This is a genomic window from Sphaerisporangium viridialbum (assembly GCF_049674955.1).
GTDB classification, from domain to species: domain Bacteria; phylum Actinomycetota; class Actinomycetes; order Streptosporangiales; family Streptosporangiaceae; genus Sphaerisporangium; species Sphaerisporangium viridialbum.
Genome location: NZ_CP187232.1, coordinates 5018789 through 5045773, shown reverse-complemented (window position 1 = coordinate 5045773; position 26985 = coordinate 5018789). Strand labels below are relative to the sequence as shown.

30 protein-coding genes and 1 pseudogene are annotated in these 26985 nt (G+C 70.0%); 12 read left to right on the top strand and 19 right to left on the bottom strand.

From position 1 onward, the window contains the following. The first annotated feature begins 110 nt into the window (after positions 1 to 110). Both ACOZ38_RS22775 and ACOZ38_RS22770 read left to right on the top strand, forming a co-directional pair. Positions 111 to 539: a pyridoxamine 5'-phosphate oxidase family protein gene (locus ACOZ38_RS22775; protein ID WP_424533200.1), complete on the top strand. Its 429-nt coding sequence runs from the start codon at positions 111 to 113 to the stop codon at positions 537 to 539. 69 nt (positions 540 to 608) lie between these two features. Further along, on the top strand, positions 609 to 1271 hold the full coding sequence (locus ACOZ38_RS22770; RefSeq protein WP_424533199.1) for a response regulator: 663 nt from the start codon (positions 609 to 611) through the stop codon (positions 1269 to 1271). Between the two features lie 152 nt (positions 1272 to 1423). Here ACOZ38_RS22770 and ACOZ38_RS22765 read toward each other — a convergent pair whose 3' ends face one another. Continuing rightward, positions 1424 to 1990 carry a hypothetical protein gene (locus ACOZ38_RS22765; protein ID WP_424533198.1) on the bottom strand — a complete coding sequence of 189 codons (567 nt, stop codon included), beginning with the start codon at positions 1988 to 1990 and terminating at the stop codon, positions 1424 to 1426. Between the two features lie 232 nt (positions 1991 to 2222). On the opposite strand from ACOZ38_RS22765, the pseudogene soxR reads away from it, so the two are divergent. Beyond that, a pseudogene (gene soxR / locus ACOZ38_RS22760) lies at positions 2223 to 2669 on the top strand (redox-sensitive transcriptional activator SoxR); the annotation flags it as partial. A gap of 27 nt (positions 2670 to 2696) precedes the next feature. Here the strand turns inward: soxR and ACOZ38_RS22755 are convergent. From ACOZ38_RS22755 to ACOZ38_RS22720, 8 genes are all read right to left on the bottom strand, one after another. After that, entirely contained in the window at positions 2697 to 3842 is a 1146-nt protein-coding gene (locus ACOZ38_RS22755) for an NAD(P)/FAD-dependent oxidoreductase (RefSeq protein WP_424537074.1), read from the bottom strand. A gap of 57 nt (positions 3843 to 3899) precedes the next feature. After that, positions 3900 to 4472 (bottom strand): NADAR family protein, encoded by a 573-nt coding sequence (locus ACOZ38_RS22750; protein ID WP_424533197.1) that lies wholly within the window; start codon positions 4470 to 4472, stop codon positions 3900 to 3902. A gap of 54 nt (positions 4473 to 4526) precedes the next feature. Continuing rightward, positions 4527 to 5381, bottom strand: a complete 855-nt coding sequence (locus ACOZ38_RS22745; protein WP_424533196.1) for an NAD(P)H-binding protein — start codon at positions 5379 to 5381, stop codon at positions 4527 to 4529. A gap of 172 nt (positions 5382 to 5553) precedes the next feature. Continuing rightward, complete coding sequence (locus tag ACOZ38_RS22740; RefSeq protein WP_424533195.1) at positions 5554 to 6168, bottom strand: FMN reductase; 615 nt, start codon at positions 6166 to 6168, stop codon at positions 5554 to 5556. A 26-nt stretch (positions 6169 to 6194) separates the two neighbouring features. Further along, the gene (locus ACOZ38_RS22735) at positions 6195 to 7310 is read right to left on the bottom strand and encodes an LLM class flavin-dependent oxidoreductase (RefSeq protein ID WP_424537073.1); all 1116 of its coding nucleotides are present in this window, start codon (positions 7308 to 7310) and stop codon (positions 6195 to 6197) included. A 162-nt stretch (positions 7311 to 7472) separates the two neighbouring features. Then, positions 7473 to 9227 carry a hypothetical protein gene (locus tag ACOZ38_RS22730; protein ID WP_424533194.1) on the bottom strand — a complete coding sequence of 585 codons (1755 nt, stop codon included), beginning with the start codon at positions 9225 to 9227 and terminating at the stop codon, positions 7473 to 7475. Further along, the gene (locus tag ACOZ38_RS22725) at positions 9212 to 9967 is read right to left on the bottom strand and encodes an ABC transporter ATP-binding protein (protein WP_424533193.1); all 756 of its coding nucleotides are present in this window, start codon (positions 9965 to 9967) and stop codon (positions 9212 to 9214) included. Before ACOZ38_RS22725 ends, ACOZ38_RS22730 begins: the two co-directional genes overlap by 16 nt. Then, positions 9964 to 10173 carry a hypothetical protein gene (locus tag ACOZ38_RS22720; RefSeq protein WP_424533192.1) on the bottom strand — a complete coding sequence of 70 codons (210 nt, stop codon included), beginning with the start codon at positions 10171 to 10173 and terminating at the stop codon, positions 9964 to 9966. The genes ACOZ38_RS22725 and ACOZ38_RS22720 overlap by 4 nt, the downstream gene beginning before the upstream one ends. A gap of 64 nt (positions 10174 to 10237) precedes the next feature. Between ACOZ38_RS22720 and ACOZ38_RS22715 the strand changes: the two genes are divergently transcribed. Continuing rightward, positions 10238 to 10453 carry a hypothetical protein gene (locus ACOZ38_RS22715; protein ID WP_424533191.1) on the top strand — a complete coding sequence of 72 codons (216 nt, stop codon included), beginning with the start codon at positions 10238 to 10240 and terminating at the stop codon, positions 10451 to 10453. Positions 10454 to 10495: 42 nt separating this feature from the next. Here the strand turns inward: ACOZ38_RS22715 and ACOZ38_RS22710 are convergent, their stop codons facing one another. Next, positions 10496 to 11494, bottom strand: coding sequence for a LacI family DNA-binding transcriptional regulator (locus ACOZ38_RS22710; protein WP_424537072.1), 999 nt, complete (start codon positions 11492 to 11494; stop codon positions 10496 to 10498). 67 nt (positions 11495 to 11561) lie between these two features. On the opposite strand from ACOZ38_RS22710, the gene ACOZ38_RS22705 reads away from it, so the two are divergent. Next, positions 11562 to 12833 carry an MFS transporter gene (locus ACOZ38_RS22705; protein ID WP_424533190.1) on the top strand — a complete coding sequence of 424 codons (1272 nt, stop codon included), beginning with the start codon at positions 11562 to 11564 and terminating at the stop codon, positions 12831 to 12833. Between the two features lie 122 nt (positions 12834 to 12955). Here the strand turns inward: ACOZ38_RS22705 and ACOZ38_RS22700 are convergent, their stop codons facing one another. From ACOZ38_RS22700 to ACOZ38_RS22675, 6 genes are all read right to left on the bottom strand, one after another. Beyond that, positions 12956 to 13693 (bottom strand): VOC family protein, encoded by a 738-nt coding sequence (locus ACOZ38_RS22700; RefSeq protein ID WP_424533189.1) that lies wholly within the window; start codon positions 13691 to 13693, stop codon positions 12956 to 12958. Positions 13694 to 13886: 193 nt separating this feature from the next. Continuing rightward, the gene (locus tag ACOZ38_RS22695; RefSeq protein ID WP_424533188.1) at positions 13887 to 14348 is read right to left on the bottom strand and encodes a nucleoside deaminase; all 462 of its coding nucleotides are present in this window, start codon (positions 14346 to 14348) and stop codon (positions 13887 to 13889) included. A gap of 185 nt (positions 14349 to 14533) precedes the next feature. After that, positions 14534 to 16888, bottom strand: a complete 2355-nt coding sequence (locus tag ACOZ38_RS22690; protein WP_424533187.1) for an RICIN domain-containing protein — start codon at positions 16886 to 16888, stop codon at positions 14534 to 14536. 263 nt (positions 16889 to 17151) lie between these two features. Then, positions 17152 to 17391: a zinc-ribbon domain-containing protein gene (locus tag ACOZ38_RS22685; RefSeq protein WP_424533186.1), complete on the bottom strand. Its 240-nt coding sequence runs from the start codon at positions 17389 to 17391 to the stop codon at positions 17152 to 17154. Positions 17392 to 17453: 62 nt separating this feature from the next. After that, entirely contained in the window at positions 17454 to 18047 is a 594-nt protein-coding gene (locus tag ACOZ38_RS22680) for an exonuclease domain-containing protein (protein ID WP_424537071.1), read from the bottom strand. 15 nt (positions 18048 to 18062) lie between these two features. After that, positions 18063 to 18830: a transposase family protein gene (locus ACOZ38_RS22675; protein WP_424531204.1), complete on the bottom strand. Its 768-nt coding sequence runs from the start codon at positions 18828 to 18830 to the stop codon at positions 18063 to 18065. Positions 18831 to 19266: 436 nt separating this feature from the next. Between ACOZ38_RS22675 and ACOZ38_RS22670 the strand changes: the two genes are divergently transcribed. The 4 genes from ACOZ38_RS22670 (at position 19267) to ACOZ38_RS22655 (ending at position 22138) form a co-directional block, all read left to right on the top strand. Next, positions 19267 to 19890, top strand: coding sequence for an ArsR/SmtB family transcription factor (locus tag ACOZ38_RS22670; RefSeq protein WP_424533185.1), 624 nt, complete (start codon positions 19267 to 19269; stop codon positions 19888 to 19890). Position 19891: 1 nt separating this feature from the next. Further along, positions 19892 to 20635: an SRPBCC family protein gene (locus ACOZ38_RS22665; protein WP_424533184.1), complete on the top strand. Its 744-nt coding sequence runs from the start codon at positions 19892 to 19894 to the stop codon at positions 20633 to 20635. Between the two features lie 86 nt (positions 20636 to 20721). Further along, positions 20722 to 21228, top strand: coding sequence for a hypothetical protein (locus tag ACOZ38_RS22660; RefSeq protein ID WP_424533183.1), 507 nt, complete (start codon positions 20722 to 20724; stop codon positions 21226 to 21228). 715 nt (positions 21229 to 21943) lie between these two features. Continuing rightward, a complete protein-coding gene (locus tag ACOZ38_RS22655) occupies positions 21944 to 22138 on the top strand; it encodes a hypothetical protein (protein ID WP_405149928.1) in 195 nt (64 codons plus the stop codon). A 215-nt stretch (positions 22139 to 22353) separates the two neighbouring features. Here ACOZ38_RS22655 and ACOZ38_RS22650 read toward each other — a convergent pair whose 3' ends face one another. From ACOZ38_RS22650 to ACOZ38_RS22640, 3 genes are all read right to left on the bottom strand, one after another. Then, positions 22354 to 22650, bottom strand: a complete 297-nt coding sequence (locus tag ACOZ38_RS22650) for a hypothetical protein (RefSeq protein WP_424533182.1) — start codon at positions 22648 to 22650, stop codon at positions 22354 to 22356. A gap of 200 nt (positions 22651 to 22850) precedes the next feature. Beyond that, the gene (locus ACOZ38_RS22645) at positions 22851 to 23936 is read right to left on the bottom strand and encodes a WD40/YVTN/BNR-like repeat-containing protein (protein WP_405149924.1); all 1086 of its coding nucleotides are present in this window, start codon (positions 23934 to 23936) and stop codon (positions 22851 to 22853) included. 403 nt (positions 23937 to 24339) lie between these two features. Further along, the gene (locus ACOZ38_RS22640) at positions 24340 to 24849 is read right to left on the bottom strand and encodes a lytic polysaccharide monooxygenase (RefSeq protein WP_405149918.1); all 510 of its coding nucleotides are present in this window, start codon (positions 24847 to 24849) and stop codon (positions 24340 to 24342) included. Between the two features lie 295 nt (positions 24850 to 25144). On the opposite strand from ACOZ38_RS22640, the gene ACOZ38_RS22635 reads away from it, so the two are divergent. The 3 genes from ACOZ38_RS22635 to ACOZ38_RS22625 are packed head-to-tail and all read left to right on the top strand — an operon-like array spanning position 25145 to position 26914. Then, positions 25145 to 25267, top strand: coding sequence for a hypothetical protein (locus ACOZ38_RS22635; RefSeq protein WP_424533181.1), 123 nt, complete (start codon positions 25145 to 25147; stop codon positions 25265 to 25267). Continuing rightward, the gene (locus tag ACOZ38_RS22630) at positions 25264 to 26271 is read left to right on the top strand and encodes a zinc-dependent alcohol dehydrogenase (protein ID WP_405149916.1); all 1008 of its coding nucleotides are present in this window, start codon (positions 25264 to 25266) and stop codon (positions 26269 to 26271) included. The genes ACOZ38_RS22635 and ACOZ38_RS22630 overlap by 4 nt, the downstream gene beginning before the upstream one ends. 49 nt (positions 26272 to 26320) lie before the next feature. Beyond that, positions 26321 to 26914 carry a TetR/AcrR family transcriptional regulator gene (locus tag ACOZ38_RS22625; protein ID WP_424533180.1) on the top strand — a complete coding sequence of 198 codons (594 nt, stop codon included), beginning with the start codon at positions 26321 to 26323 and terminating at the stop codon, positions 26912 to 26914. Positions 26915 to 26985: the final 71 nt, after the last annotated feature.

Sequence of the window (26985 nt, the reverse complement as noted above, 5' to 3'; positions counted from 1 at the left end):
CCCTGTGCCGCGCCACCGCACCGGAGGAGCCTTGGAGCGAGAGACGATCTCGCCCCGGGACTTCGCCACGTGCCGCCGGCCAGGTGCGACGCCACAGAAAGAGGATCCTCATGAACGACCGCATGGCCCCTCCCGTACTGGAAGAGCTCGACGCCGACGAGTGCCTGAGGCTCATCTCCCCGGGCGGTGTCGGCCGGGTCGGCTTCAACACGCCCACCGGGCCCGTCGTGCTCCCGGTCAACTACACGATGCACGACGGGGCGGTGCTCTTCCGCACCGCGTTCGGCGGGCCGATGGACGAGGCCCTGAGCACCGGGGTCAAGGGCGTCGAGTTCAAGATCGCGTTCGAGGTGGACCACATCGACACCGCTTCCCGCGAGGGCTGGAGCGTCCTCATCCAGGGAGCGGCTCACCACGTCTCCTCGGAGGAGGAACTGGCCGCCGTGAGCGGTTCCGTGGAGCCCTGGGTCGGTGGCGAGCGGCGGCTGTACATCCGGGTCACCCCCGTGCAGCTCACCGGCCGCCGCATCCACCGCTGACCGGCCCCGCCCGTTCGCCTGCCCCGGCCCACTACCGCTGGAGGACTCAGGGGGAATAGCGTCCAAGGCATGATTCGCGTGTTCCTGGTGGATGACCATGAAGTCGTACGGCGTGGCGTCGCGGCGCTGCTGGAGATCGAGGACGACATCGAGGTCGTGGGGGAGGCCGGGACGGCCGAGTCCGCGGTCGCGCGCATACCGGCGCTGCGGCCGGACGTCGCGGTGCTCGACGTCCGGCTTCCCGACGGCAGCGGCGTGGACGTCTGCCGTGAGGTCCGCTCACGCGTGCCCGGGCTGGCCTGCCTCATGCTCACGTCGTTCGCCGACGAGGAGGCGCTGTTCAACGCGGTGATGGCGGGCGCCTCCGGGTACGTGCTCAAGCAGATCCACGGCTCCGACCTGGTCGGCGCCGTACGGACGGTGGCGGCCGGCCAGTCGCTGCTCGATCCGGAGACCACCGCGACCATGCTGCGGCGGCTGCGCGACCAGGCGGGCCAGAAGGACCCGCTCGCCGCCCTCACCGCCCAGGAGCGGCACATTCTGGAGCTGATCGGCGAGGGCCTGACCAACCGCCAGATCGGCGACCGGCTCTACCTGGCCGAGAAGACCGTCAAGAACTACGTGTCCAACCTCCTGGCCAAGCTCAACATGCAACGCCGCACCCAGGTCGCCGCCCTCGCGGCCCGCCTGAAGTCCACCCACCCGGCCCCCAGGAACGACACGGCCGACTGAGGCACGGGGGACGGCATGCCTCGGCGCCCCGCGAAGACAGCCGCATGTCCCACTTCGCAGCGCTCGGCCCCGCCGCGTTACGAACGCGGCGGGGCCGATTCGCCGACACCGTCCTTGGTGAGGGACGGGTGCCGCCGGGTGCCATCAGGGGCCTACTTGAGGATGGGGTGCCGGCGAACGATCGGGGTGTCACCCCACCACCTGCCGATGCCGAGCGTGTCACCGGCGCCGACCAGGGCCAGCCCCGCGAGCACGAGGGCGTAGATCAGATGATCGTCCAAGAACGGGTTGGTGGCCAGCGGGAGCTCGGCCGCCCACATGAACACCAGGAGCACGCCGCCCGTCGCCGCGGCGATCCTCATCCCGGCCCCCAGCACGAGGGCGGCGCCGATGCCGAGCAGGCCGATCATGAACAGCCAGTCGACCCATGCCTGGCCGGCCAGGCCGCCGAAGAACCCGCCGAGCGCATGGCCGCTGGTGCCCTTGAGGAACCCGGTCGTCGGGCTGCCCCCGTGGATCCAGGCGCGGTCGGCGGGGGTGGCGAAGCCCCAGCCGAAGGCCTTGTCGAGGAAGGCCCAGAGGAAGATCCATCCGATGGCGATACGGGTGACGGCCCAGACGTGATCGGCGGCGCGCGACCTCGCCTGCGGAGGGGCGGCGTTCACGACGGGAGTGCGTGGGGCGGCGTCACTGGGGTGGCGTCCTTCGGTGAATGCCATGGCTGGCCCTTTCAGCGCGGGGGTCACTGTTTTCTTCCACCCCAAGCACACCGTTTCCACGCCCTGGCAGGCAGTGCCATACGACTCACCCCCTCCCGCAGGACTTCCCCCCGAATAGGGACCTTCGCCCCTGTCCCGAGGCCCTGACGCGATCCCCGAGCCGTCAGCTTGAGCCGGCGAAGAGGCCGGCTCTTGGCCTTAACCAATGTTGAGGAGAAGTTAGGCTCGGGGCATGCCTCGTGCACGTACCACGTTCCACGAACTGACCGTCGGCCAGCTCTCGGGCCGCAGCGGCGTAGCGGTGTCCGCGCTGCACTTCTACGAGCGCCACGGTCTGATCACCAGCACCAGGACGGCGAGCAACCAGCGCCGCTACGCCCGCGACGCCCTGCGCCGCGTCGCCTTCATCCGGGCCTCCCAGCGCGTCGGCATCCCTCTGGCCAAGATCCGCGAAGCGCTCGACGAGCTCCCGCACGAGCGCACCCCCACCCGCGACGACTGGGCGCGGCTGTCCACCGTCTGGCGGGCCGAGCTCGACACCCGCATCGCCCGGCTGCTGGCGCTTCGCGACAACCTCACCGACTGCATCGGCTGCGGCTGCCTGTCTCTGCGCACCTGCCACCTCGCCAACCCCCGCGACGTCCTGGCCGGCGAGGGCCCCGGCGCGCGGCGCCTCCTCGACTGCTCCGGCGACCGTCCGGCCGGCTCATCGCCGGACGCCGTCGGCCAGCCACCGGCGGACGACGGCGTAGGCGAGCGGCAGCGGAACGGTGCCCGCGCCGAGGCCCACGTCGACGAGCAGGTCGAAGACCTCCCCGCGCCGGGCCGCGGTGGCGATCGCGGCGTCGATGAAGCCGGGTGACTGGGCGGCGCGGGCGAGCACGTCGGTGGTGCGCAGGTGGCGCCCGAGTGCCTTCCTGACCCCGCGCCGGTACGCGGGCAGCGGGTCCCCGGCCGCCAGCACGGCCGCCTCGCCCGCGAGCCGGCCGGACAGCAGGGCGTAGTAGATGCCTTCGCCCGTGAGCGGGTTGATGAGGCTGGCGGCGTCCCCGGCGAGCATCACGCGGCCGGCGCCGAGCCTCGGGCGGCCGGGCGACAAGGGCAGGTGGTGGGCGCGCAGGTCGCGGGCGGGCAGATGGGGCAGCAGCTCGGCGAGCCGTCCGTGCAGCACCTCCCGGCCGGGCAGTCCCGTGGCGCGCAGCCGGGGCAGGAGCATCCCGAAGCCGACGTTGGCGGTGCCGTCGCCGACCGGGAACGACCACGCGTACGCGGGCCATCCCTCCTTCTGCATGGCGATGAGCTGGACGTCGTCGTCCGGGGGCACGTCGGCGTAGCCTCGGACGGCGATCGCGACGTGCTTTTCCGGAGTGGCGGGGACGCCGATGATGCGCCGCACGGCCGAGTTGGCTCCGTCGGCGGCGACGACGGCCCGCGCGGCGATGACCCCGTCGAGGACGACGTGACCGTCTCCGCCGTCGCCTGGGTCCAGCGCCCGTACGCGGTGACGGCGCACCTCGACGCCCAGCGCCCGGGCGGCGTCGACCAGGCGCGCGTCGAAGACCTCGCGGGGGACGACGTGGTTGGGCCGGGCGACGGTGGCGGTGACCCGCGCGCCGCCGGGCGAGATCACCGTGAGGCGCCGAGTCGGCCGGTAGTCGGCTATCAGGTCGGGTACCCCGAGCAGGGCGAGCTCGTCGCGGCCGTGGGCGGCGATGCCGTCGCCGCAGGCCTTGTCGCGCGGGAAGTCCGCCTTGTCGAGCAGGAGCACCCGCGCGTCCGGCCGGAGCCGTTTCGCGCCGAGGGCGGCCGCGCTCCCGGCGGGGCCGCCGCCGACTACCACCAGGTCCCACATGTCGTCCACCCTGGACAGCCTGCCACCTCGCGTACGGGCGAAACCGGCGCGGCCCGGTCAGCGCGCGGCGCGCAGCGCGTCGCGGGCGTCCATGAGGGCGAAGCCGAGCAGGTTGAGGCCCTGCCAGGCGGCGGGGGAGGCGGCGCGCTCGTCGTCGGCGGCGAGCCCGATGCCCCAGACGCGATCGACCGGGCTGGCCTCGACCAGGACGCGGGCACCGGTGCCCAGCAGGAAGTCCCCCAGCTCGGCATGCTGCCCGAACTTGGCGATGTTGCCGCGCACCACGATCTGGTAGCGGTGCTCGTCCCAGACGGCCTCGTCGAAGCCGCGGACCTCCCGGCCGAGCTTCTTGGCCTCGCCGGGGTGCCCGGCGGCGAGGATGCTCGCGGCGGTGCCGCCGTCGCCGAACAGCCAGGCCTTGTGCGCCATCATGTAGTGCTCGGCCGACCGGAAGACGTGCCCGTCGTCGGTGAAGGCGATCTCCCACCACTGGCTGAGGCATCCGGCGCCGACACCGCCGTCACGCGGTGGATGGTGGCCCCAGAAGAGCAGGTAACGCAGGCGCGTGCCATGCCGCTCGGCGGTGACGGCCTCGGCGACCGAGCGCGGGAGGGTGGTGAGGTCGGACACCCCCTTACCGTGCCATGTGAGGCCGCTCCCGGCCAGCCGATCGTGCCGGCGAGGTCAGGCGGGGCCGCCGAAGTCGCCGGCGTGGTCGGTGGCCCACTGGCGGAAGGTGGTCGCAGGGACTCCGGTGACCTCCTCGACGGTGGAGGTGACCGGCTCCGGCGGCGACGCCACCATCTGGGCGTGCGCGCCGAGGACCCCCTCCGCCAGCGAGGCCGGCCAGCCCTGGGCGACCATCTCCCGGCGTGCCGCCTCCGGCGTGATCTCCTCCCACCGCACCGGACGGCCGATCGCCTCGCCGATCGCGCGCACCTGCTCGACCTGCGTCAGCGTCTCGGGACCCGTCAGCACGTATCGGGCTCCGCCGTGCCCCTCGCCGGTGAGCGCGCTCACGCCCACGGCCGCGATGTCGCGCTCGTGGATCAGCGCCCTGGAAGCCGCTCCGTGGACCCAGCGGACGACGCCCGTGTCGCGGATCTGCGACGCCCACATCAGGGTGTTGGTCGCGAACCCACCCGGACGCAGGAACGTCCACTCCTGCCCTGACCGCTCGACCAGCTCCTCGAGGCGCGCGTGCGACCCGGGGATCGTGTCCGGATCCGCCTCGGCGGACGCGCCCTTCGCCGACAGGTAGACGATGTGGCCGGCGCGCTTGGCGATCGCCTCGACGGCCGCGGGCGCGGCGTGGCCGGCCGACAGGGTGGGCCATACCAGGAACACCGATTCGACCCCGTCCAGGGCGGCGTCCAGGGTCGTGGGGTCGGCCAGGTCGCCGCCCGCTATCTCCGCGCCCGCAGGGACGCGGGCCGAGGCGGGGTCCCGGCTCAGCACACGTACGCCGGCGCCCCGCTCCAGCAGCTGGGACACGACGTGCCGGCCCACGTTTCCGGTGCCCCCGGTAACCAGGATCATCAGGATGCCTCTTTCCTCGTCCGCCGCGCGTGATGTCCCGATCAGCATCTGACATCAACTTTGGTTGAGGTCAAGCCGCGGCGTTCGGTGAGCGAGATTCGCATCGAGGCGAAGTCTGTTCGCCGGGTCAGGTTCCGTGGAGAAGACCTCGACGGAACCCCGCCGGGCGTGGTCAGGGGCGCAGCGCCGCGAGCTGCTGGTCGAACGGCACCACGGCGCCGGCCCGCTCCGTGGTGGCCGGCCGGTGCGGTACCAGATCGGCCAGCTCCTCAGACGCTCGGACGATCCGGCCTGCGAGGTCGTCGCCGGTGCCCGCGCCCGCACCCCAGTCCTCCGAGGAGGCGTACACCGCGGTGGGCACGACGATGGCGCGCAGGTAGGCGAACAAGGGGCGCAGCGCGTGTTCGAGCGCGAGCGAGTGGCGGGCCGTGCCGCCGGTCGCGGCGATGAGCACGGGCTTCCCGGTGAGCGCGGTGTTGTCCATCACGTCGAAGAACGACTTGAACAGCCCGCTGTACGAGGCGGTGAAGATCGGGGTCACGGCGATGAGGCCGTCGGCCTCCGTGACCGCCTCCAGCGCCTCGCGCAGCCTGGCGCCGGGGAACCCCGTCACCAGGTTGTTGGCGATGTCGGTCGCCAGGTCGCGCAGCTCGACCACGCGCACCTCCACGGCGTGCTCCTCGGCGAGGCGTCGCCTGGCCGCCTCCAGCAGGCGGTCGGCCAGCAGGCGCGTCGAGGAGGGCCGGCTGAGTCCCGCCGAGACGGCCACGAGCTTCAGGGGCGTCATCTGCTCCTCCATGGGGTGCTGGCGCGTCAGGAGGGGGAGCCGGCGGCGACCGGCTCCTCGCTCGCCTCGGCGTCGCGGCGGGCGACGAGGGCTTCGTGGGTGGGCCCGTCCGGCACCTGGGCCGGTCGCCCTGAGGCGAACTCCCTGCGCAGCACGGGGATGACCTCCTCGCCGAGGATGTCGAGCTGCTCCAGCACGGTCTTCAGCGGCAGGCCCGCGTGGTCCATCAGGAACAGCTGCCGCTGGTAGTCGCCGAAGGACTCCCTGAAGGTCAGCGTCTTGTCGATGACCTCCTGCGGGCTGCCCACCGTGAGCGGCGTCTGGTCGGTGAACTCCTCCAGCGAGGGGCCGTGGCCGTACACGGGCGCGTTGTCGAAGTACGGGCGGAACTCCCGCACGGCGTCCTGGGAGTTCTTGCGCATGAACACCTGCCCGCCGAGCCCGACGTACGCCTGCTCGGGGGAGCCGTGGCCGTAGTGGGCGAAACGCTCCCTGTACAGCCGGATCAGGCGGATGAAGTGCTCCTTGGGCCAGAAGATGTTGTTGGCGAAGAACCCGTCCCCGTAGTACGCCGCCTGCTCGGCGATCTCCGGGCTGCGGATCGACCCGTGCCAGACGAACGGCGCGACCCCGTCGAGCGGCCGGGGCGTGGAGGTGAAGCCCTGCAGGGGCGTGCGGAAGTTGCCCTGCCAGTCCACGACGTCCTCGCGCCACAGGCGGTGCAGCAGGGCGTAGTTCTCGATGGCCAGCGGGATGCCCTGGCGGATGTCCTGCCCGAACCACGGGTACACCGGCCCGGTGTTGCCCCGGCCGAGCATCAGGTCGACGCGCCCGCCCGCCAGGTGCTGCAGCATCGCGAAGTCCTCGGCGATCTTCACCGGGTCGTTGGTGGTGATGAGCGTCGTGGCCGTGGAGAGGATGAGCCGCTCGGTGCGCGCGGCGATGTAGCCCAGCATGGTCGTGGGCGACGACGGCACGAACGGCGGGTTGTGGTGCTCGCCGGTCGCGAAGACGTCGAGGCCGACCTCCTCGGCCTTGAGCGCGATGGCGACCATGGACTTGATCCGCTCGTGCTCACTCGGTGCCTTGCCCGTGGTGGGGTCCGTGGTGACGTCACCCACGGTGAAGATCCCGAACTGCATCGCGCTCATCCATCCCTCATGTCGTTGAAGTTTCAACCGTCCTAAGCGTATCGGCGCAGTGACTTATTCCGGCCAGGACGGCCTGACGGCGGTCATCGGCGGAGCGGCTTGAGAGTCACGGAGACCGCCGTACGGCCGCCACGGGCGACCGCAGACCCACCCTTACTCTGATCTACTAAGTAAAGGCGAGGAGGAAGGGCGGCCGGGCCTGACGATCCACACGCCCATGCCGTACATCGCCAGTCCCAGCAGGATGAAGGCCGCGGCGACCGGGTAGCGCAGGCCGGGCGGCATGTAGGTGGCCAGGAACCAGGTGTGGCGCAGCATGTCGTTGGCCACGAAGACGGCGGCGAGGATGCCCTGGGGGACCAGGGGGATGGCGCCGAAGCCGAAGCACCACCACGCGATTGTCTTCTGGGTCTTGGACAGCTGATCGACGCGGAACTTCATCGTCGTCTCCGGCTTGCGGCCGGTCCGCATCATGTGCAGCAGTTCGGGACCGTGCGAGCGCAGCCGGCGCTCGGCCAGCAGGCCGAAGCCCCAGTAGCACAGCACGCCGGTAATGACGCCGACGGCCACACCGGCCCAGCCGTACCAGATCGCCACCAGCGCCGCGGGCGCGCCCGTGACGAGCACCAGCGCGAGCGTCAGATAGGCCAGTCCGGTCAGGCCGCCGTCGTCCTCGCTGGTACGCAGCGGGTTGCCCGCCCTGCGGTGCGGGTCGGTGCCGGGCACGAGCCCGTACACCGAGATCAGTGGCACCAGCCCGGCCGCGCCGCCCAGCAGGGCGGGCAGCAGCGCCGCGATCAGCGGCCACGGGCCGCCGGTGACCGCGGTGAACGCCACGGTCAGCGCGACCGCGACCGGTGCGTGCGCCGACAACCAGGCCAGCTGCCTGCCGCGGACGTCGCTCGCGCCCGGTGTCATCAGTGTCAGCCAAAGCGCCGTGCCGTCGGTCCCGTAGACGTTCGAGGCCATGGCCGCGGCCATCACGATGAAGATCGGGCCGGCGTAGGGCAGCATGCCGTTCCAGCCGAGGATCAACGGGCTGGCCGCGAAGCAGACGCCGTAGGACAGTGCGAACGTCAGTTGGTAGGTGCGTACCAGGTCGCGCGACCAGGTACGCAGTTCCTTGGCGACGATCGCGCCGCGTGCGGTGGTCGTCGTCATCGGGCGCCTGCCCCGCGTGGAGGGCCGCGTCGCGCCGGCACGCATGTTGAGCAGCGCCGCCCACGCGCCGAGGAGCAGCAGCACCAGGACGGCCAGCGCCACCAGCGCCCACCAGTGGCCCTCGACGGCCAGCAGGCCCCAGCCGGAGGGCAGGTACCACACCGCGGAGGGCACGCCGGTTTGGCCGAAGGCCCAGAAGAAGACCCAAATCTGCCCCAGTGCCGCCAGGATGGCGCCGTTGAGCAGCCCCGAGGCGACCGCGCCCGGCCGGGTACGCAGCGCCAGCCCGACCACCGCGACCGAGACCTTCGACAGCAGGACGAACACGGCCAGCTGCAACACCATCGCGGGTACGGCCACCAAGGCGCCTGCGACGCCGAGTCGTACTCCCGCGACCAGCAGGCCGAGCAGGGCGCTCAGGCTGACCAGCGGCGCGACGCCGACGAAGGCCGCGGCCAGCAGCCCGGCGGCCAGGCGGCGCGGCGGCAGGCCGAGCAGCGAGAAGTACTCCGGCCGCAGCGTCTCATCGCCGCCGCCCATGAAGATGGGACCGAGCATCCAGCCCAGCAGCCAGACCGCATATCCGGCCGCCAGCAGGTCCGGGCTGCCGAAGGCCAGGTAGATCGTTGCGGCTGAGGCCAGCGCGCCCAGGGCGGCACCCGTGCCGGCCGTCTGCGCCCGCGGGCCGTGGAAAGCGTGGCGCAGCACCGCGAGTTTCATCTGGGCCATGGTCAGCGCGACAGCCACGACAGCTCCTTGACCCCGTTGCCCTGGCCGCCGACGAGCTCGACGAAGGTGTCCTCCAGCGAGCCCGCGCCGCGCACCTCGTCCAGCGTGCCGACGGCGGCCACCCGCCCCTTGTCGATGATCGCCACGTGGTCGCAGAGCTGCTCGACCAGCGCCATGACGTGGCTGGAGAGCACGATCGAGCCTCCGCCCGCGACGAAACCGCGCAGGATCGTCTTGATCGTGGCGGCCGACACCGGGTCCACCGCCTCGAACGGCTCGTCCAGCACCAGCAGCCGCGGCGCGTGCAGCAGCGCGGTGGCCAGCCCGATCTTCTTGCGCATGCCGGTCGAGTACTCGATGACCAGCGTCTTGTCCGCGCCGTCGAGCTCCAGCACGGCCAGCAACTCCTCGGCCCGCTGGGCCACCACGTCCTTGGCCAGGCCGCGTAGCAGGCCCAGGTAGGTGAGTACCTCGCGGCCGGTCAGCCGCTCGGGCATGGCCAGTCCGTCGGGCAGTACCCCGACCTTGGCCTTGGCCTGCCCGGGGGCCGACCAGACGTCCTCGCCGAAGATCCGGGCGCTGCCGCTGTCGGGTCGCAGCAGGCCGACGGCCATGGACAGGGTGGTGGTCTTGCCGGCGCCGTTCTGGCCGACGAGCCCGAAGAAGGAGCCTTGGGGAACGCTGAGGTCGATGGCATCGACGGCGAGGTTGTCGCCGAATGCCTTGGTCAGCCCGCTGATGTCCAGCGCTGGCGTCATGGTGTTCTCCGGGTGGCGAGGGTGAAGATGGTGGCCAGTTCGGCGGCCAGGCCGATGAGGATCAGCCCAGGAGTGATCTCGGCCAGTTTGGCGATCTTTGCCAGCGACGCCTGCTGGTACCCGAGCGTCGGGAGGGCCTCGATGGCGCGGTCGATGATCTGGACCCGCCGGGCTTCCTCAATGAACGTCCGGCTTCCTGATGTCACGTTCAGGAACTTAAACGGTTATTCAAAGATCCACCACTCGCCGAAAGCAGGAGGATGAGCGATCATGTCGACGCCGGTCATCGAGGTCCAGGCTGCGGACTTCGGCGGCGTGTGCTCCGCAGACGTAGATCGTCTCGAACAGCACTCGGTCGCGGAGCCGGTCGAGGGGGACGTCCTTGCGCGGCCGTGCGATATGGGCGGGCTTGAGTTCGGGGACGCACGTGTCAATATGGAGCGACTCATGCCGAGCAGGCGGACGATGGAGGAGGGGGTGTTCTGAGGTCGGGTGAGCAGGTCACGCGCGTGGCGGACCGGCTCTGGATCATTGTCCGGGCGCGGATCCGGATGTGATGGTCCACGGGATCTCTTGGTTCTTCGGTTGGTCGGGGTTGAGTGCTAGATGCGCGCAGCGGCGACCTTGGTCTCGTAGCGGGTTCGTGACGGACGTGATGCCGAGCCGTTGGCCGGCTGGTGATGCGTCCCAACCGAGGTAGGCGGCCTCCGGGTAGGTCTTTCTGAGGGCCTGGTGGGCTCCCAGGGCGAGTTCGTCGCTCATGGCGATGATGAGCGCATCGGGGGTGAGTTGGGGGGCGAGTTCTCGCGCTGCCTCGACGCCATCTCGTTGAGTGTTGCGAGCCACGACGGCGATCGGTGTACTCGTCCAGCTGAGCCCGGTCTGTTCGATGGCAGCGCGGTAGCCACGCAGGCGGGCGTCGGTGACGGGAAATGGTGCGCGTGGGGGCAGATTCGCGCCGATCGTCAACATGTGCTCGCGGTTGCGATCGAGAGGGAATGAGATCACTACGGGCGTCCGGCCGTCACGGAGTCCCTGGGAGGCGGCCGCGAGGGCGGCCCGGTAGTCGTCCTGGGTGACACACGCGATCCCCTGGCGTTGTGGACCGCCCTGGATGACAGCGGGGCGGGGGTCGCCGGCGACCGCCGCCAGCACCGGATCGTCCTCTGCGGTGGTCCACAACACGAAGCCATCGACTGGCGCGGACAGCACACGACCAGCATCGGCGGCGTCGCCCCGCGTTGGGATGAAAGTGAGGCCCCGGCCTTCCTCGACGCAGACCTCTGCGACCCCGGCCAGGAACTGTGCCGCTTGGGGATCGTCGAAGGCGTACGCCAGGTGCTCGCTGAAAACCACCCCGATCTGATGCGTTCGACCGGATTTCAGCGCGCGACCCACGGCGTCGGGGCGATACCCCAGTTCGCTGGCCGCGCGGTGCACGCGATCGCGGGTGGCAGGTGCGACCCGCGCAGGCCGGTTGAAGGCGTAGGAGGCGGTCATGGGTGACACCCCCGCACGAGCCGCCACATCCTTCAGCGTCACGCGTCTACGGCTAGTCGGCACGGAACCATCCTACTTGTGTAGCGTTACACATATGTCGACTGTGATCGCCCGCTCCGCCGTGATGTTCCGTGCGGCGCCGTTCCTCGGCTTCGCCGGATTCGGCGCTTTCTGGGGTGTGTGGGGTGCTACCCTACCCCTGCTGCGAGCCCACGCCGGTGTGAGCGATGCGGAGTTCGGGGTTGTGCTGCTCTTTGTAGCCGCCGGAGCTCTGCCCGCCATGCTGCTGACCGGGCGGATCGTCGACGCGCTTGGGCTGCGTGTCGCCGGCGTACTGCTCGCACTGCTGGGCGTTATGGGCGTCGTGGTTTCCGTCGCGTCGGTGAGCTATGCCGCGTTGTGCGTCGGCATCCTGTTGGCGGGAGCCGGTTCCGGAGCGTCGGATGTGGCGATCAACACACTCGCGGCGACGGTCGAGAGGCGGACTGGACGCCCCGTCGTGGCCCGTTCGCACGCGGCGTTCTCCGCCACGGTCGCGGTCTCGAGCCTGGGTGCCGGTGCGCTTACCGGAGTGGCGGACAGCCTGCTTGTGAACTTTGCCGCGGGTGCCATAGTCACCGTGGCTCTCGGTCTGGCCGTTGTCGCCGCGACGCGCTCGGCCCCCGCTCAGGACACTGTCGCACCTGAGGGCCAGGATGCGCCGACGCACGCTGGTCACGTGTCGGGGCGGATCGCCCTGCTCGTGATCGGCGCGATCGGCGCGTTGGCGTTCGCGTCGGAGAATGCCTACCAGTCCTGGGGTGCTGTCCTGCTGACCGACGAGTTCACAGCCTCGCCGCCGCTGGCCGCCGTCGCGCCGGCGGCGTTCGCCACGACGGCGGCACTGGCCCGCTTCGCCACCGCCACGATCACGTTGCGCCGCCCGATCGCCGCGCTGGTCGGCGGAAGCGTGATCGCCACGACCGGAGGCGTCTTAACGACGTTCGCACCCACCCTGCCGCTCGCACTGGTGGGCATCGTCGCCGCCGCCGCAGGCACCTCGGTGCTCTTTCCCACCTTGCTGTCCTACGGGCTTCGACCGGTCCCCGACGAGTCACGGGGACGAGCCACATCCTCCATCTCCACGGTTGCCTATCTCGGCTACCTCGCCGGCCCGGCATATTTCGGCCTGCTCGCTGACGCCACCGGAGTGCAGAAGGCGTTTCTCGGTATCGCCGCACTGACCGCCGTGCTCCTCACGACGATCCCGGCACTGTCAGCGCTCAAGCAGCAGAGGCCGTCCGCTCACTCGCGCAAGATCGATAAGGGAGCCGGAGGTGTCAAAGACACCGTGCGCCACGAGCGTGGGAAGGAGATCCACATGTAGGCAAATGATCACCGGCACCTCTGTGGGCCTGCACGGGCGAATTATCGGCACCGCATCCATGGCGCCGCCCCCATGAAATCAAGTTTGCCGCTGTCCGGCACGCAGGCGGGGGAGGCTCCGCGTCAGGCCGGGCCGAGGACGCAGAACTCGTTGCCTTCCGGGTCGGCCAGAACCTTCCACGGGACGTCGCCCTGGCCTATGTCGGCGAGCGTCGCGCCGAGGGCCTCAAGCCGGGCCACCTCCGCCGCTTGACCGTCAACGGGGTAGGGCAGCAGGTCGAGATGGACGCGGTTCCACACGTCCTTCCTGTCGGGCGTGCGGAGGAACTCCAGATACGGCCCGACACCCTTGGCGGAGCGCAGCAGCGCATGATCGTCGGTCACCTCGTGCAGGGTCCAGTCGATCGCCTCGCCCCAGAACCGGGCCATGGCCCGCGGGTCAGCGCAGTCGACGACCACCGCGGCGATCGGTCCGGTGTCCCGGTAGATCTCCCGAGGCTCCAGCACGCAGAACATGTTGCCCTCCGGGTCGGCCAGGACCGTCCACGGCACGTCGCCCTGGCCCGCATCGGCAGGCGTCGCACCGAGCTCCTTCAGGCGCGCGACCAACTCCGCCTGATGGGCCGCAGAGGTGGTGGCGAGTTCGATGTGCACGCGGTACTTCACCGTTTCGGGGTCCGGGACGGTGACGACATCGACGCAGACGGCGACGGGGTCCGGCCAGACGAAACCCACGGGTCCAACGTTGGTCACACCGGGCCCCTCGCTGGAAGCGCCCCAGCCGAGCGCCTCCGCCCAGAACCGGCCGAGCGCCGAGTCATCCCGAGCCTTGAAATTCACCTGAACAAGTCGCAGCGCCATGCCGCCAACCCTATGCCCAACGGATGAACCAGGCTGAACCACGCACCTTCGGCTCAACTGGCGGTAATGGGCAGGTCGGGGACTTCGCCGAGCTGCCGAAGGCCTTGGGCGGTGCGGAGGCGGTGATGGCGTAGCGGCCCAGGATAGCGGCTCCAGTTCGGGCACCTCCGCCGGCCACACGTTGCCGGGGATCTCATCGGTCCTCTCCGATGTCCTCGTTCCACAGGGCCGGGTTCCCGGCGATGAAGGCGGTCATGAGATCGGCGCACTCCTCGGAGTCCAGGACGAGCACGTTCACGCCGTTGGCGGCGAGCCACTCGTGCTGGCCCGTGAACGTACGGCTCTCGCCGACGACGAGCCCGGTGATGCCGAACTGGCGGATCAGGCCGCTGCAGTACCAGCAGGGCGACAGCGTCGTCACCATGGTGGTACCCCGGTACGTCCGCTGGCGGCCCGCGTCGCGGAAGGCGGCGGTCTCGCCGTGCACCGACGGGTCGCCGTCCTGGACGCGGCGATTGCGGCCCCGGCCGAGCAGCCGGCCGTCCGCCGCGAACAGCGCGGCGCCGATCGGGATGCCACCCTCGGCGTACCCCTCCCTGGCCTCCTCGAGCGCTACCCGCAGCATCTCGGCCGGGCTGACAACGTTGCTGGTCATGGGCCAACTATCCCCCAGGGAAGGGGCTTCGAGAACGGACAGATCGTCCGTACTATGGCTACGTTCCACGGACATTACGTAAAGGCTGATGTAGGCCGCTGACGTTGCGCGAACTGCTGTCCTTCGAGGCGCTCCGCGACGCCCGGCCGGAGGTCCTCTTGCTGCACCTCGGCCCCGCCCGACCGTCAGGTGCGGGTCCACTTCTGGTTGGCGCCGCCGGTGCAGGTCCACAGTTCTACGGGTGTGCCGTTGGTGGTCGCCTCGCCGGTGACGTCCAGGCACAGGCCGGACTGTACGCCGGTGATCGTGCCGTCGGGGTTGAGGTTCCACTGCTGGTTGGCGCCGCTGCCGCAGTCCCAGATGATGACCCTGGTGCCGGGAGCGGTGCCGCCGGCCTCGGCGTCCAGGCATTTGTTCCCGTACACCTGGAGTTGCTTGCCCGGGGTGAGGTTCCACTGCTGGTTGGGACCGCCGTTGCAGTCCCAGATCGCCATCTGTGTGCCGTTGGCCTGCGATTGGGCGGGGACGTCGAGGCAGCGGTTCGACGCCGCGCTGCGCAGCACGCCGGAGGAGCCGTTGCCCGGGCCGGGGGTGATGGACAGGTTGTCGAACTGTGCCGTCTGGGTCGCGCCGGTGCCGATGCCGGCCTGGCCGGCGCCCCACATCGCGTCGGTGGCCGTGCCCACTGTCACGCCGTCGATCTTGGCGGTGATCGTGGGGCCGGAGAAGCCGAGCGACAGGGTGTGCCACCGGTTGGTGCCGAGGGCGGTCACGGTGCCGCTGCGTAGCGTCGTGACGGTGTTGTCGGCGGTGTTGCGCTGGATCGACCAGGCGCCGGCGTCGGTGACTCGCAGGTAGTAGGCGTTCTGCCCGGCCGGGCCGTAGTGCTGGGTGCCTCCGCGTCCGATGAGCTTGACGTAGCCCGCTTGCTCCAGCAGGACGTCGGAGGAGAGGGTGTAGTTGTTCCAGTTCACGTCGCCGAGCAGGGCGTAGGGGTCGTAGTCCCCGTCCCATGTGATCGGCATGCGGGGGGCCATCTGGCGCACGCACCTGCCTGCGCGGCCCGCGCCGCAGGCGGTCACCTCGAAGGCGCCCTGCTGGTCCATGAGGTACCTGGGTTCCTTGCCGGCCGCGTATCCGTCGTAGTTGTCGGAGTAGGGCAGCGTCATCGACCCGGGCGGCGGGCTGGTGGCGGTGCCCTTGCCCTGGCCTGTGGTGGTCGTGACCGTGTACACGCGGCCGGGCTGGACGGTCAGCGAGTACGCGCCGCCCGAGGGCGTGAGGTCACTGCCGCGTACCAGATGGTCGGCGGGGTTGGCGGAGTTGAGGTCGGTGGACCACACGTGCACGGTGCCGGTGGACAGGCCGCCGGTGACGGTGAAGTTCAGCGTCTGGGCCGCGCTCGCGTCCACGGTCTCGATGATCGTGCTGTAGCCGGAGTTGTCGGGGGACTTCAGCGAGACGTAGCTGCCGTTGGTGCGGACCCCGCCGATGTAGCCGCTGGAGGAGTCCAGGTAACGCCAGCCGGGTGCGGTGAACTGCGTGGTCTGCGCCATCGTCCAGGCGTTCTTGCCGACCGCGTAGTAGCCCGACCACGGCTGGGGCGCGATGGCGACGCCCATCGTGGGCCACGGGATGTTCGGGGTGATGGCGGCGACGATCGGCCAGTTGAGGTAGGCGGTCATCTTGCCGTCGATGTAGTCGCGGTTGATCCCGCGAGCGAGGGCCTTGGCGCCGTCGTTGTAGTCGTCGGAGCCGTTCTCGCTGGCCCACAGCTGCTTGCCGGAGTTGACGGCGTTGGTGGAGCTCGGGCAGTTGGTCTGGGCGCTGCGGTAGCCGCACACGTAGTGCGATCCGAAGATGTCCACGGCGTTGCGGAAGGCCGTGTTGTTCACCGCGTCGTCGGCCGCGCCCCACCCGGTGTCGTCGGCCACGATCTTGACGTTGCCGAAGCCGTTGGCCTCCAGGGCGGTGTTCAGGTTGATGTACCAGTTGAGGTCACGGCCCCGCTCGTTCCAGCCGCCCAGGTAGTCGATGGTCAGCCCGTGGCTGTTCTTCGCGCACTTCAGCCAGTCGACCAGATAGTTCACCATGTCCTGCGACCAGAAGTTCCCGTTGCCGATCCACCCCGGGGCGCCCCACGACAGGCCCGCCAGCTTGATGTTCGGATTGCGCGCCTTGGCCTGCTCCATCAGCCACCACTCATAACCCCGCCCGCAGTCCAGGTCCGCGGCGGTGTGCCGGTGGCTCGGCTCCGCGCCGCTGGTGGAGTTGGTGTCGCCGCCGATCTCCACCTTCAGGATCTGCACGGCCGCGCCGTAGCCGGGCTTGAACATGTAGTCCAGGATCTGCCCACGCTGGGGCTCGGGGTAATCGATGAGCAGGCGGCTGTTGCCTCCGCCGCCGCTGATCGCGCCCACGCCGTCGAGCGTACGGCCACCGGAACCGCCGTTGATCGTGATGGACGTCGCCGCCCTTGCGGGCGTCTGGACGACGAGGACGGTCACGAAGGACACCATGGTGAGCAGGGCGAGCGCCATGGAGCGAAGGCCGCCTGCTCTGTGGTTCCTGAAGGCCGGGCGAGGAACGGATCCTTGAGCCATGGGGGGTCCCTTCAGAAGGGTCTGTTTCAGCGCGGTGGCACCCTCGGCCGGGTGCCACATAAAGCACCAGATTCACACTTGATTGAACACCGGCGCCCCCTACTGAATAGCGGACCATCGGTCAAGTCAAGCGGTTGCGTGTGGGCAAATGTACGAACATGATGAAAGCTGTGCGGGCGGAAGTGCGCGCCGTGCCGGGCTCAACGTGCTGACGCCGCCATCGTGTTCGCCTTGTCCCTGGAGATGTCGTAGGACGCCCCGCAGAAGGTGCACTGCGTCTCGTACTTCGTCCGTACGGGAAACAGCGGGATGAAGAACAGGGTGAACTTGGTCACGCGCTTGGACAGGACCTGCGCCGCCACGTTGCCGCAGTGGCGGCAGGCGCCCGTCAGCACGCCGAGCCGGTGGATCAGGGTACGGAAGCCGAAGAGGATGAGCATCACCCACACCTACCCGACGCGACCCGTCCGGCACCTCGCGCATCGGCCCCCGCCTTGGGGCGTCATCCCTTCCCGTCGCATCCGCGACTCGCCGTTCCGTCCAGTTGGGCGGCGGAGGTTCCGGGCGGGGGCGTGGTTCGCCGCACCCAGGGTGTTCCCGGGTCCGGCAGCTCCGGCCATGGCGATACGGCCTCGAACAGGTGCCGCCATGGAGGCACCGGGCCCGCGTGCCTCAGATAGTGGCGCAGGAGCCCGGCCGCGGCGCGCGCGTCGACCAGGGCGTCGTGCCGGCCGTTCAGCGGGACGCCGGCCGCGGCGCAGCAGCTCGCGAGGGTGCGGGGATCGCCGGGCAGGAAGTGGGCGGCCCAGGTCATCGTGCAGACTCCGAGCCGGTGGTCTAGGGGCACGTCGACGCCCAGGAGGGCGAACTCGTAGGCGACGAACCGGGCGTCGAACGGGAGGTTGTGCGCCGCCACGACGCGCCCGCGCAGCAGCGTGGCGACGGTGCCGGCGATCTCCCTGAAAGTTGGGGCTTTTTCCGCCTCGGCGACCGTTATGCCGTGAACATGCTCGGGGCCGAGGTCGCGTTCCGGATTCACCAGGGTGGCCCACTCGCCCGTGACCTCGCCCGCCGGGTCGAGATGTACGAGACCGATTTCAATGAGCCTTTTTCAACCTGCCTGCGCTTCGCGGTTGTGAAGGACATGGATGGCTTTGGCGAGGTGGCCGGCCCGGTTGGGGCTGCAGCGTAGTTTCCGGAGGATTCGCCAGGTCTTGAGCTGGGCGTTTGCTCGTTCGCCGGGCCCTCTGAGCTTGGCGTGGGATCGATTCGCGATCTTCTGGGACTCCGGTTTGCCCTTGCCCTTGTACGGCGTCAATACGTGCTCACCGGCGCCTTGGTACCCCTTGTCGGCCAGGACGATGAGGCCGGCCTTGGCGAGGGCTCGCAGGATGCCCCACAGCCGGGCCGCGGTGAGATCGTGAGTGGAGCCGGGCAGTGGTCCGGATACCCACAAGATCGTGCCGGTCGGGCTGGAGATGACCTGCAGGTTCATACCGTGGATCTTGTGTTTCCCGGAGTAGTAAGGACGGTCGGCCTTGACGCGGTCGATCGGAATCAGGGTGCCGTCCAGCACCACGTACAGCTCGGTGGCCTTCGCCTTCTTCAGCGCCTGGTCGAGCTTGGGGGATCGTGCGGACAGGAGTTTCACGGTCTCCTGGATATAGCGCCACGCGGTCGTGGTCGACACCGCAAACCCGGCTGCGACCTCGGCGAAGGTATCGCCTTTGCGCAGGTAGACCAGTACGAGCAGGGCCTGCTGGCCCGGGTTGAGAAGTCGCCACGTCGACCCGATGCTCTTGCGGTGCCGGCGGATCACCCCGGCGACGTAGTTCAGGGTTGAACGCGACAAAGCGACCGCAGCACGATAGAAAAGCATCTGAAGCCCTTGGTGGAGACGGTTGTTCTTGGTCGTTCAACTCATCTACCAGGGGCTTCCCTACGTCCGGGACCAGACGCTCAACTCGCGATCATGCTGTGACCAGCCAGCCCTCAGACCGGGATGAAAATGGCTCAATGATTCGGTCATTCTCCGAGGTCCGAAATCCCGTTGTCTCCACATCGACGACCGCATAACCAGGCGACTTCGATATCGGCCCCATGAGCGGACTTTACGACGAACATCGTCTGGGTGAAACCGGCATTTCGCTGGCATGAATTCGCGTATGCCCGTCTTCGCCGCCCCCGTCCGCCGTACCGATCGGAGCGCCGTCGCCCACCGGCCGGCCCGTCGGCGCGGTGAGGGAGCCGACGAATATAGCACCGACAACTTGAGTAGTCTTGACAACTCAGCTTGTCGGTGAGAACGTTGAGTCATGTTCGAAGTGGCGGTGATCGAAGACCCGGCGGCGGCCGAGGCCTCGCTGGACCCGGTGCGGTCCCGGTTGCTGGCCGAGCTGGCCCGGCCGGCCTCGGCCACGATGCTGGCCGCCAAGATCGGCATGCCTCGGCAGAAGGTGAACTACCACCTCAAGGCGCTGGAACGGCACGGCCTCATCGAGCTGGTGGAGGAGCGCCGCAAGGGCAACACCATCGAGCGGGTGATGGCCGCCACCGCGGCCTCGTACGTCATCTCGCCGGTCGCGCTGGCCGCGGTGGCCCCCGACCCCACCCGCTCGCCCGACCAGTTGTCGGCGCGCTGGATGCTGGCCGTCGCCTCCCGGCTCGTACGAGACGTGGGCGAGCTGGTCACCGGCGCCGCCAAGGCCCGCAAGAAGGTGGCCACGTTCGCGATCGACGGCCAGGTGCGGTTCGCCTCCGCCGCCGACCGCGCCGCCTTCGCCGAGAAGCTGGCCGAGGTCGTCACCGCGCTGGCCGGCGAATACCACGACGAGACCGCCGAAGGTGGCCGCGTCCACCGCGTGATCGTCGCGCTTCACCCGCAGGTGCGACCGGAGATATCCGAGATATCCGGGGTCGCGGGAATAAAGGAGTCGTAATATGACCCACCCATTCGAGTTGCGCAAGGAAATCGAGCTGCGGGCGACTGCGGAACAGGTGTGGGAGGCGGTGGCCACCGGGCCGGGCCTGGACTCATGGTTCATGGGGCGCAACGAGATCGAGCCCGGCGAGGGCGGCAAGACCAGGCAGTTCTTCGGCGACTACCCGGCCGAGGCCACCATCACCGCCTGGGAACCGAACAGTCGCTTCGCCTTTCGCAGTGGCGAGGGCGAGGACGGCACGTTCATGGCGTTCGAGTACCTCATCGAGGGGCGTGACCAGGGCGGCACGGTGCTGCGGATCGTACAGAGCGGCATCCTCGGCGACGGCTGGGAGGATGAGTTGGACGCATTGCACAAGGGCTGGGACATGTACCTGCACACCCTTGACCAGTACCTCACCCACTTCCCCGGCAAGTTCGCGCTCGTGGTCTTCGGCGCCCGTCCCCAGGCGGGTGGCGGCGAACCGGTCTGGCAGGTGCTCCAGCGCGGCCTCGGGATCAGCGGCGAAGTGGTGCAGGGCGACCGGGTGCGGCTGACCCCCGAAGGGTTCGAGCCCATCGAGGGTGTCGCCGACTACGTGGCACCCCGTTTCCTCGGGGTGCGCACCGGTGACGGGCTGTACCGGTTCATCCTGGGAATGCACGACACGGTAGTGGTCGGTCACCATCTCTTCGCCGACGACGCCGACCCCAAGGAGGCCGAGCTGGCCTGGCAGGACTGGCTCGCCAAGCTGTTCGCCTAGAACCACCTCCGCTTCACCGACGAGGGCGGCGCTCAGCCGACCTACCAGAGCCACCGAGATACGTGCCACCGAAGGTCACCATGGCAATGGATGAGAGCACGAACCCACAGAGTGTCGACGAGGGTGAGCCCTTCGACGTCGACTCCCAGGCGGCCGAGCCGCGCGGCCGCCTGGGCTGGTCCGGAGACGACAACGCCTCTGGAGAGCACGGCGGTGCCGCCGGGGACGACGGCGCCGCCGACAGCCGGGGCGCTTCCGACAGCCGGGGCGCTTCCGACAGCCGGGGCGCTTCCGAGAGCCGGGGCGCTTCCGAGAGCCGGGGCGCCGACGGCGCCAACGGCAGCGCCGGAGCCGCCGAGAACCACGACTCCGGTGACGGCCCGGCCGCCGACCAGGGCGACCTTGCCGGCGGCCACGGCGAACCCGCCACCGATCGGGGCGAGCACGCTACCGATCAGGGTGGTCCCGCCGCCGAAGGCCGGACCGACGAAGGTGGCCCGGAGGACCGGCGGCTCCCTGGCGAGGACGACATCGGCGGCGATTCCCAGGGCTCCAACCGGTCGTTCCTCCTGGGCCTGGCCTGGTGGCCGTGAGCCGCCGCCACGCCCGCGGTGGGTTGTAGCGCGGGACGAACCTCCCGCACTACCGCACGTCCGAAGTCCCGCCCGTCTGAACCACCGCACCTCCGCACCTCCGCACCTCCGCACCTCCGAACCTCCGAACCACCGAACCACCGAACCACCGAACCACCGAACCTCCGAACCACCGCACGGCCGAAATACGTGCGTCTGAAGTACCGCTCTCCTGAACTACCGCACGTCTGCACTACCGCACGTCTGAGCTGCCGGCCCAACGCGTCGCCGCATCGCGGTCATGCTTGGCCGGCGGGCCGGCACCGCCGGCCCGCCGCCGGAGTGGAACCCCGACGCGCCGGTGCCCACCGCATGGTGCGGTGTCGGTGGGCACCGGCCGTCGGCCCACGTCCGTACGCCCGCCTCCGTTCGCGCCTTCCCCCGCGCGCCCCTGCGCGTGCCCCCTGCCGCGCGCTCCCCACCGCGTGCCCGTGCTGCGTGCCGAGTGCCCCGTGCCGAGTGCCCCGTGCCGAGTGCCCCGTGCCGCGCGCGCTTCTGTAGCGGGCGGCCTTCGGCCGGAGCGGTGACCGGAGCGCCGGAATTCCCTCGTAAACCGGCCTTGGTGGGCGAGAAGCGTATCGATAACGAGTGGATAGTGACCCCTAATACCTTCGTTATTGCGAGCAGGAAAACGGCACGGACGTGAGCCGCCGCCACAAACGAGGGGTCAGCTGAAATGAGCAAGTTCGTGAAGAACATCGCCGCCCGGGTCATCGTTTGCACCGTTCTCGGCATCGGCGGTGTCGCGGTTGTCAGCTCCATGGCGATGGCCGAGACCGCGTCCACGGCCACGGATTCCACCCCCACGCTCACCCCGTCGCCGACCCCCACCCCGACCCCGCCCACCACCGACAACACGCCTTGGGGCTGATCGTCCCCCTGCGGGCGGGCTTGAATGCGACCGGAGCGAAATCGCTCCGGCCGCATTTCGCATTTCCGGCGGACTGGCTATTTGGAGTGACGTTTCGAACGCTTCGGGCCCCGGGCGTCCGACCGCGCCTTCTTCGTCCGGGCCGATGAATAGGGGGAAATTCCTCCGCTATCGCCGTCCTCCGGACCGTACGGGTTCGCGTTGGGTCCGCACGGTCAGGCGGTACGCGCCGGGGTGGTGAACCGCGACCGGTAGCGCCCGCGTCCGAACTCGGTCCAGGCGGTACCCACGGCCCCGCGCCGGACTCGGTCAGGGGTGCCCATGGCCGAGACGCGGGACGCCGTGTCCCAGGTGGTGCCGGCTGCCCAGCGGGCGCCGGCGTCCCAGGTCGTGGCGGCTGTGCGGATGGTCGAGCCGCCGATGGCGAGACCACACGCGACGGATGCCGTGGCGGCGGCGGACGTCTTCGCGGCGAAGTCGGGATTCACCGGGGAGGCGGCGGAGTTCGGCATTCTTTTCCCTTTTCCTGACGGCTGTGCGTCCGTTCCAGCGCGATGTGCCGCCAGGTGCGGTGTCGCCGCAGGTCACACACTCGAATCGCTCCGCCGCCACCTCACCCGGCGCACACCGACTTCCCCTGGCCGGTGTGGTGAATCCCTTTTCGCTGCCAGCCGGGTGTTCACGGCCGTCTGGAAGAAACGTGCGCGGGCCGTCACACCACCGCCGCGCGTACGCACAGCACGTCGGGAAGGTGGGCCGCCACCAGCGCCCATGAATCCCCTTCGTCCCGGCTGGCGTAGACCTCGCCCGACCGGGTGCCGAAGTAGACCCCGGCGAGGTCGGCGTCGTCGGTGCACATGGCGTCGCGGAGCACCACGGGATAGAACGGCCCGGTGGGCAGCCCTTCGGACAGGGCCTCCCAGGTCTTGCCCGCGTCCTGCGAACGGTAGACGCGGCAGCGCAGCTCCGGGGGGAACCGCATCGAGTCGGCCACGAGCGGGAAGTTGTAGATCACATCGGCACGCCGGGGATGGGCCACGATGGAGAAGCCGAAGTCGCTCGGCAGGCCGTCCGCGATCGACTCCCAGTGGGCTCCGTCGTCGTCGGAGCGGTAGACCCCGTGGTGGTTCTGCGCGTACAGCCGGTCGGGGTCGACGGCGTCCCGGCTCACCTTGTGGACGCACTGCCCGAACTCGGGGAACCGCTCGGGCAGGAACGTCGCCTGGATGCCGGAGTTGCCGGCCGTCCAGGAGGCGCCGCCGTCGGCGCTGCGGTAGACGCCGCCGGCCGACATGGCGACCAGCAGCGCCTCAGGGTCGAGAGGGTGGGGCAGGACGGTGTGCACGGCCTGGCCGCCGAACCCGGCGTCCCACCGAGGGCGGTGCGGGTGATCCCAGAGGGCCCGCACCAGCTCGAACGTGACGCCGCCGTCGTCGGACACGAACAGGGCGGAGGGCTGGGTGCCCGCGTAGACGCGGTCGGGGTGGCCGGCGGGGTCGGGCGTGAGCTGCCAGACGCGCTCGAGCGCCGTGTCGGTGTCCTCGGGGAACGCGATCGGCCGCCGGGCGGGCTCCTGCCAGGAGGCGCCGAGGTCGTCGCTGAAGGCCACGCTCGGCCCGAAGTGCGAGCTGGTCACCCCGGCCAGCAGGCGAGGCGTGGCCCGCCGCTTGTCGACGCACAGGCCGTAGACCCCCGTCATCGGGAAGTGCGGGCCGCTGATGTCCCACGATCGGCGGTCGTCGTCACTGCGGGCCAGGAACAGCCCCTTCGCGGTTCCTACTGCCAGAAGGACGGTCATCGCGATCTCTTCTCGTTCCGGTGGCACGGTGACTGCGCGTAAGTATTCACCGCACGAGACTGCCACCGGAAGTGCCGACGCGCCACTTTTTCTGGAACATCTGTTTGGATCTCGATGGCGTGTGGGGGTGCTCGTACCGGAAGATCCGATTTTCGGGGGCTTTCAGGGAGCCGTAGGCCTCAGCCCGCCGGCATGGCCTCGCGTACGAGATCGGCGTCGGTCCTGGGCCGCACGCGCCGCCGGACGACGAGGCCGAAGGCGACGACCAGCAGGCCGAAGACGCCGGAGGCAGTCGTGGTGCCGGAACGGCAAGCCGGTTCCCGTCTGTCCGGTCCCGCGCCGTCCGTGCCGGCCCCGTCCGGTTCTGCCCGGACGGGGCCGGGCCTCCGCGTCCGGCCGGCTCCTAGCTGACCTGGAGGTCGACGCAGGAGTAGAAGGCGTTCGCGGTGTCGGCGATGTTCCAGACGGCGAGGACCTTCTGGCGGCCGGTCCTGTTGCCGAGGTTCACCGTGTGGGACACCGTGGCGCCGGGCTGCCGTCCCTGGTCGTTGAACTGCGCGATCCGGGTGCTGCCGATGTAGTAGTCCCAGGTGCTGGTGGCGTGGCGGGCGGTCAGCACCCAGTTGAAGGTGACGGTCTTCCCGACGTTCGTGGCGGGCCAGTTCTTGCTCTCGTCGGCGAGCTGGGCGAAGCGGGCGACGCCGCCGTTGCAGCTCCGCAGGCCCTTGGGCCCTTCCACGCTCTGCGGCTCGTAGATGATGTCACCGCAGTTGGGGACGCGGCCCTGGGCGCACATGGCCTGTCGGCTCGCCGGCGAGGAGATGTAGCCGTGGGCGAGGGCGGGGGAAGCGACGAACACCGAAGCCCCGATGGCGAGAACTGCGGCCGCGAGGAAAGTGATCGTTCTTCGCATGTCCTGCTCCTTCTGTGGGGGGTGAGGACAATTGTGTAAGAAAGTTTCCTAAGAGTAAATCCTGGCATGACAAGATTTTCTGAGGTCAGTCATGTCGTGATGCCCTTCCCGGAGGGCGTCAGTGGTTCACTGATGACCGCTCCACCCCGGGACCGCCGACCGATCGGGCCGCCCGCATCGCCGGGCTCTGGGACTCCGCTCACGGGGGGATGTTCTCCGAATTGCGGCGTATGTCTACATTGTGAGCAAAGCCATCGCCTGACGGCCGTGGCCCATGCCAGGCGGAGGGGTTCCCATGCGTGTTGTCCCGGCCGGATCCGACCGGCCCTCGGCCTCCGTCGTGCCCTCGGCCTCCGTCGTGCCCTCGGCCTCCGTCGTGCCCTCGGCCTCCGTCGTGCCCCCGGCGCGCCGGCGATGAGGGCCCTCGTACTGCGCGGCCCCCGCGTGGCCGGGGTCGAGGAGGTCGAGGTCCCCGTGCCAGGCGCGGGGCAGGTCGTCGTGGATGTGCACCGCGTCGGGGTGTGCGGCACCGACGTCGAGCTCTTCACCGGGAAGATGGCCTACTACGCCCAGGGCAAGGCGGTCTACCCCTTGCGCCCCGGCCACGAGTGGTCAGGCGTCGTGTCCGCCGTGGGGGACGGTGTCGAGGAGGGCTGGCTCGGAGCCCGCGTCATCGGGGACACCATGCTCGGCTGCGGCGACTGCCCGCGCTGCCGTACCGGGCACGGGTACGTGTGCCCCGCCCGGTACGAGGTCGGGATCCTCGGCGGCTGGCCGGGCGCGCTGGCGGAGAAGGTGCGCGTGCCCGCCGCGAGCCTGCACCGCCTGCCGGACTCGGTGGACGACCAGACCGGCGCCCTGGTGGAGCCGGGAGGCAACGCCTGGCGCGCCGCGACGGCCGCGAACGCCGGGCCGGGCTCCCGCGTGCTGGTCTGGGGTCCGGGGACCATCGGCCTGCTGACGGCCGCGTTCGCGCGGGCGGCGGGCGCCGAGGTCCACGTGCTCGGGCTCGACCGCCGCAACCAGGACCTCGCGCTGAAGCTCGGCGTCGAGAGCTTCTGGACGCGCGACGAGCCGCCCGGCGTCACGTTCGACGCGATCGTGGACTGCACGGACGACCCCGGCACCCCGCCCGCCGCCCTGGACCTCGTACGGCCGGCCGGGCGCGTCGTCCACATCGGCCTGTCCAGCACGCCCAGCCTGATCGACACCCGCGACCTGGTGCTGAAGGACGTCACCGCCGTGGGCATCCTGGGGGGATCGCCCGGCCTCGCGCCCGCCATCGAGCACTACGCCGAGGGCCGGGTGACGCCCGGCATCCTGGTCGCGGACACCGTCGGGCTCGACCGGGCGGCCGGCGTGCTCGCGGGCGCGTACGAGGGGGGTCACGGCACCAAGATCCACATCGACCCCCGGCTCTGACCCGGCATGCGATAGTTGTCCGGCCGGCCACGACGGAACCAGGGGAGCCATGCCGCGTCCGAGTGTCGAGGTGGAGCGCCGGGAGCAGATCCTGCTGGCGGCGTGCCAGGTGATGGCCGAGGTGGGCCTGCGGTCCCTGCGCGTCGGCGACGTGGCCAGGCGCGCCGGTACCAGCCACGGCACGGTGCACTACTACTTCGACACCAAGCGCGAGCTGGTCCTTTCGGCCTTCGACTTCAACTTCCGGCGCTCGCTCGCCCGGCGCCGCCCGATCCTGGACGCGGCGGGCGATCCCCTTTCGCGCCTGCGCGCCTTCGTGGACTCCTACCTTCCCGGCGACGACCCCGAGACGGTGCTCGCGTGGCGGGTCTGGATCGAGCTGTGGAACGAGGCGCTGCGCGAGCCCGACCTGCGGGAACTCAACGAGCGCGTGTACGGCGAGTGGCGGCGGCTGGTCGCGGCCATCCTGCTTGACGGCCAGCAGCGGGGACAGTTCCGCGGTGGCGACGCGGTGGACACGGCGAACCTGCTCATCAGCATGATCGACGGCCTCGCCATCCAGGTGCTGCTCGGGTCGCGCGACATGACCGGCGATCGGATGCGCGCGACCTGCGAGACGTTCCTGCGCGGCCTTTCGGCCTAGGCGCGGTCCGCGATCGCGCGAGCCCCCATTGACAGCCGCGAGGTGCACCGTCCAGAGTCCGATTAATAACT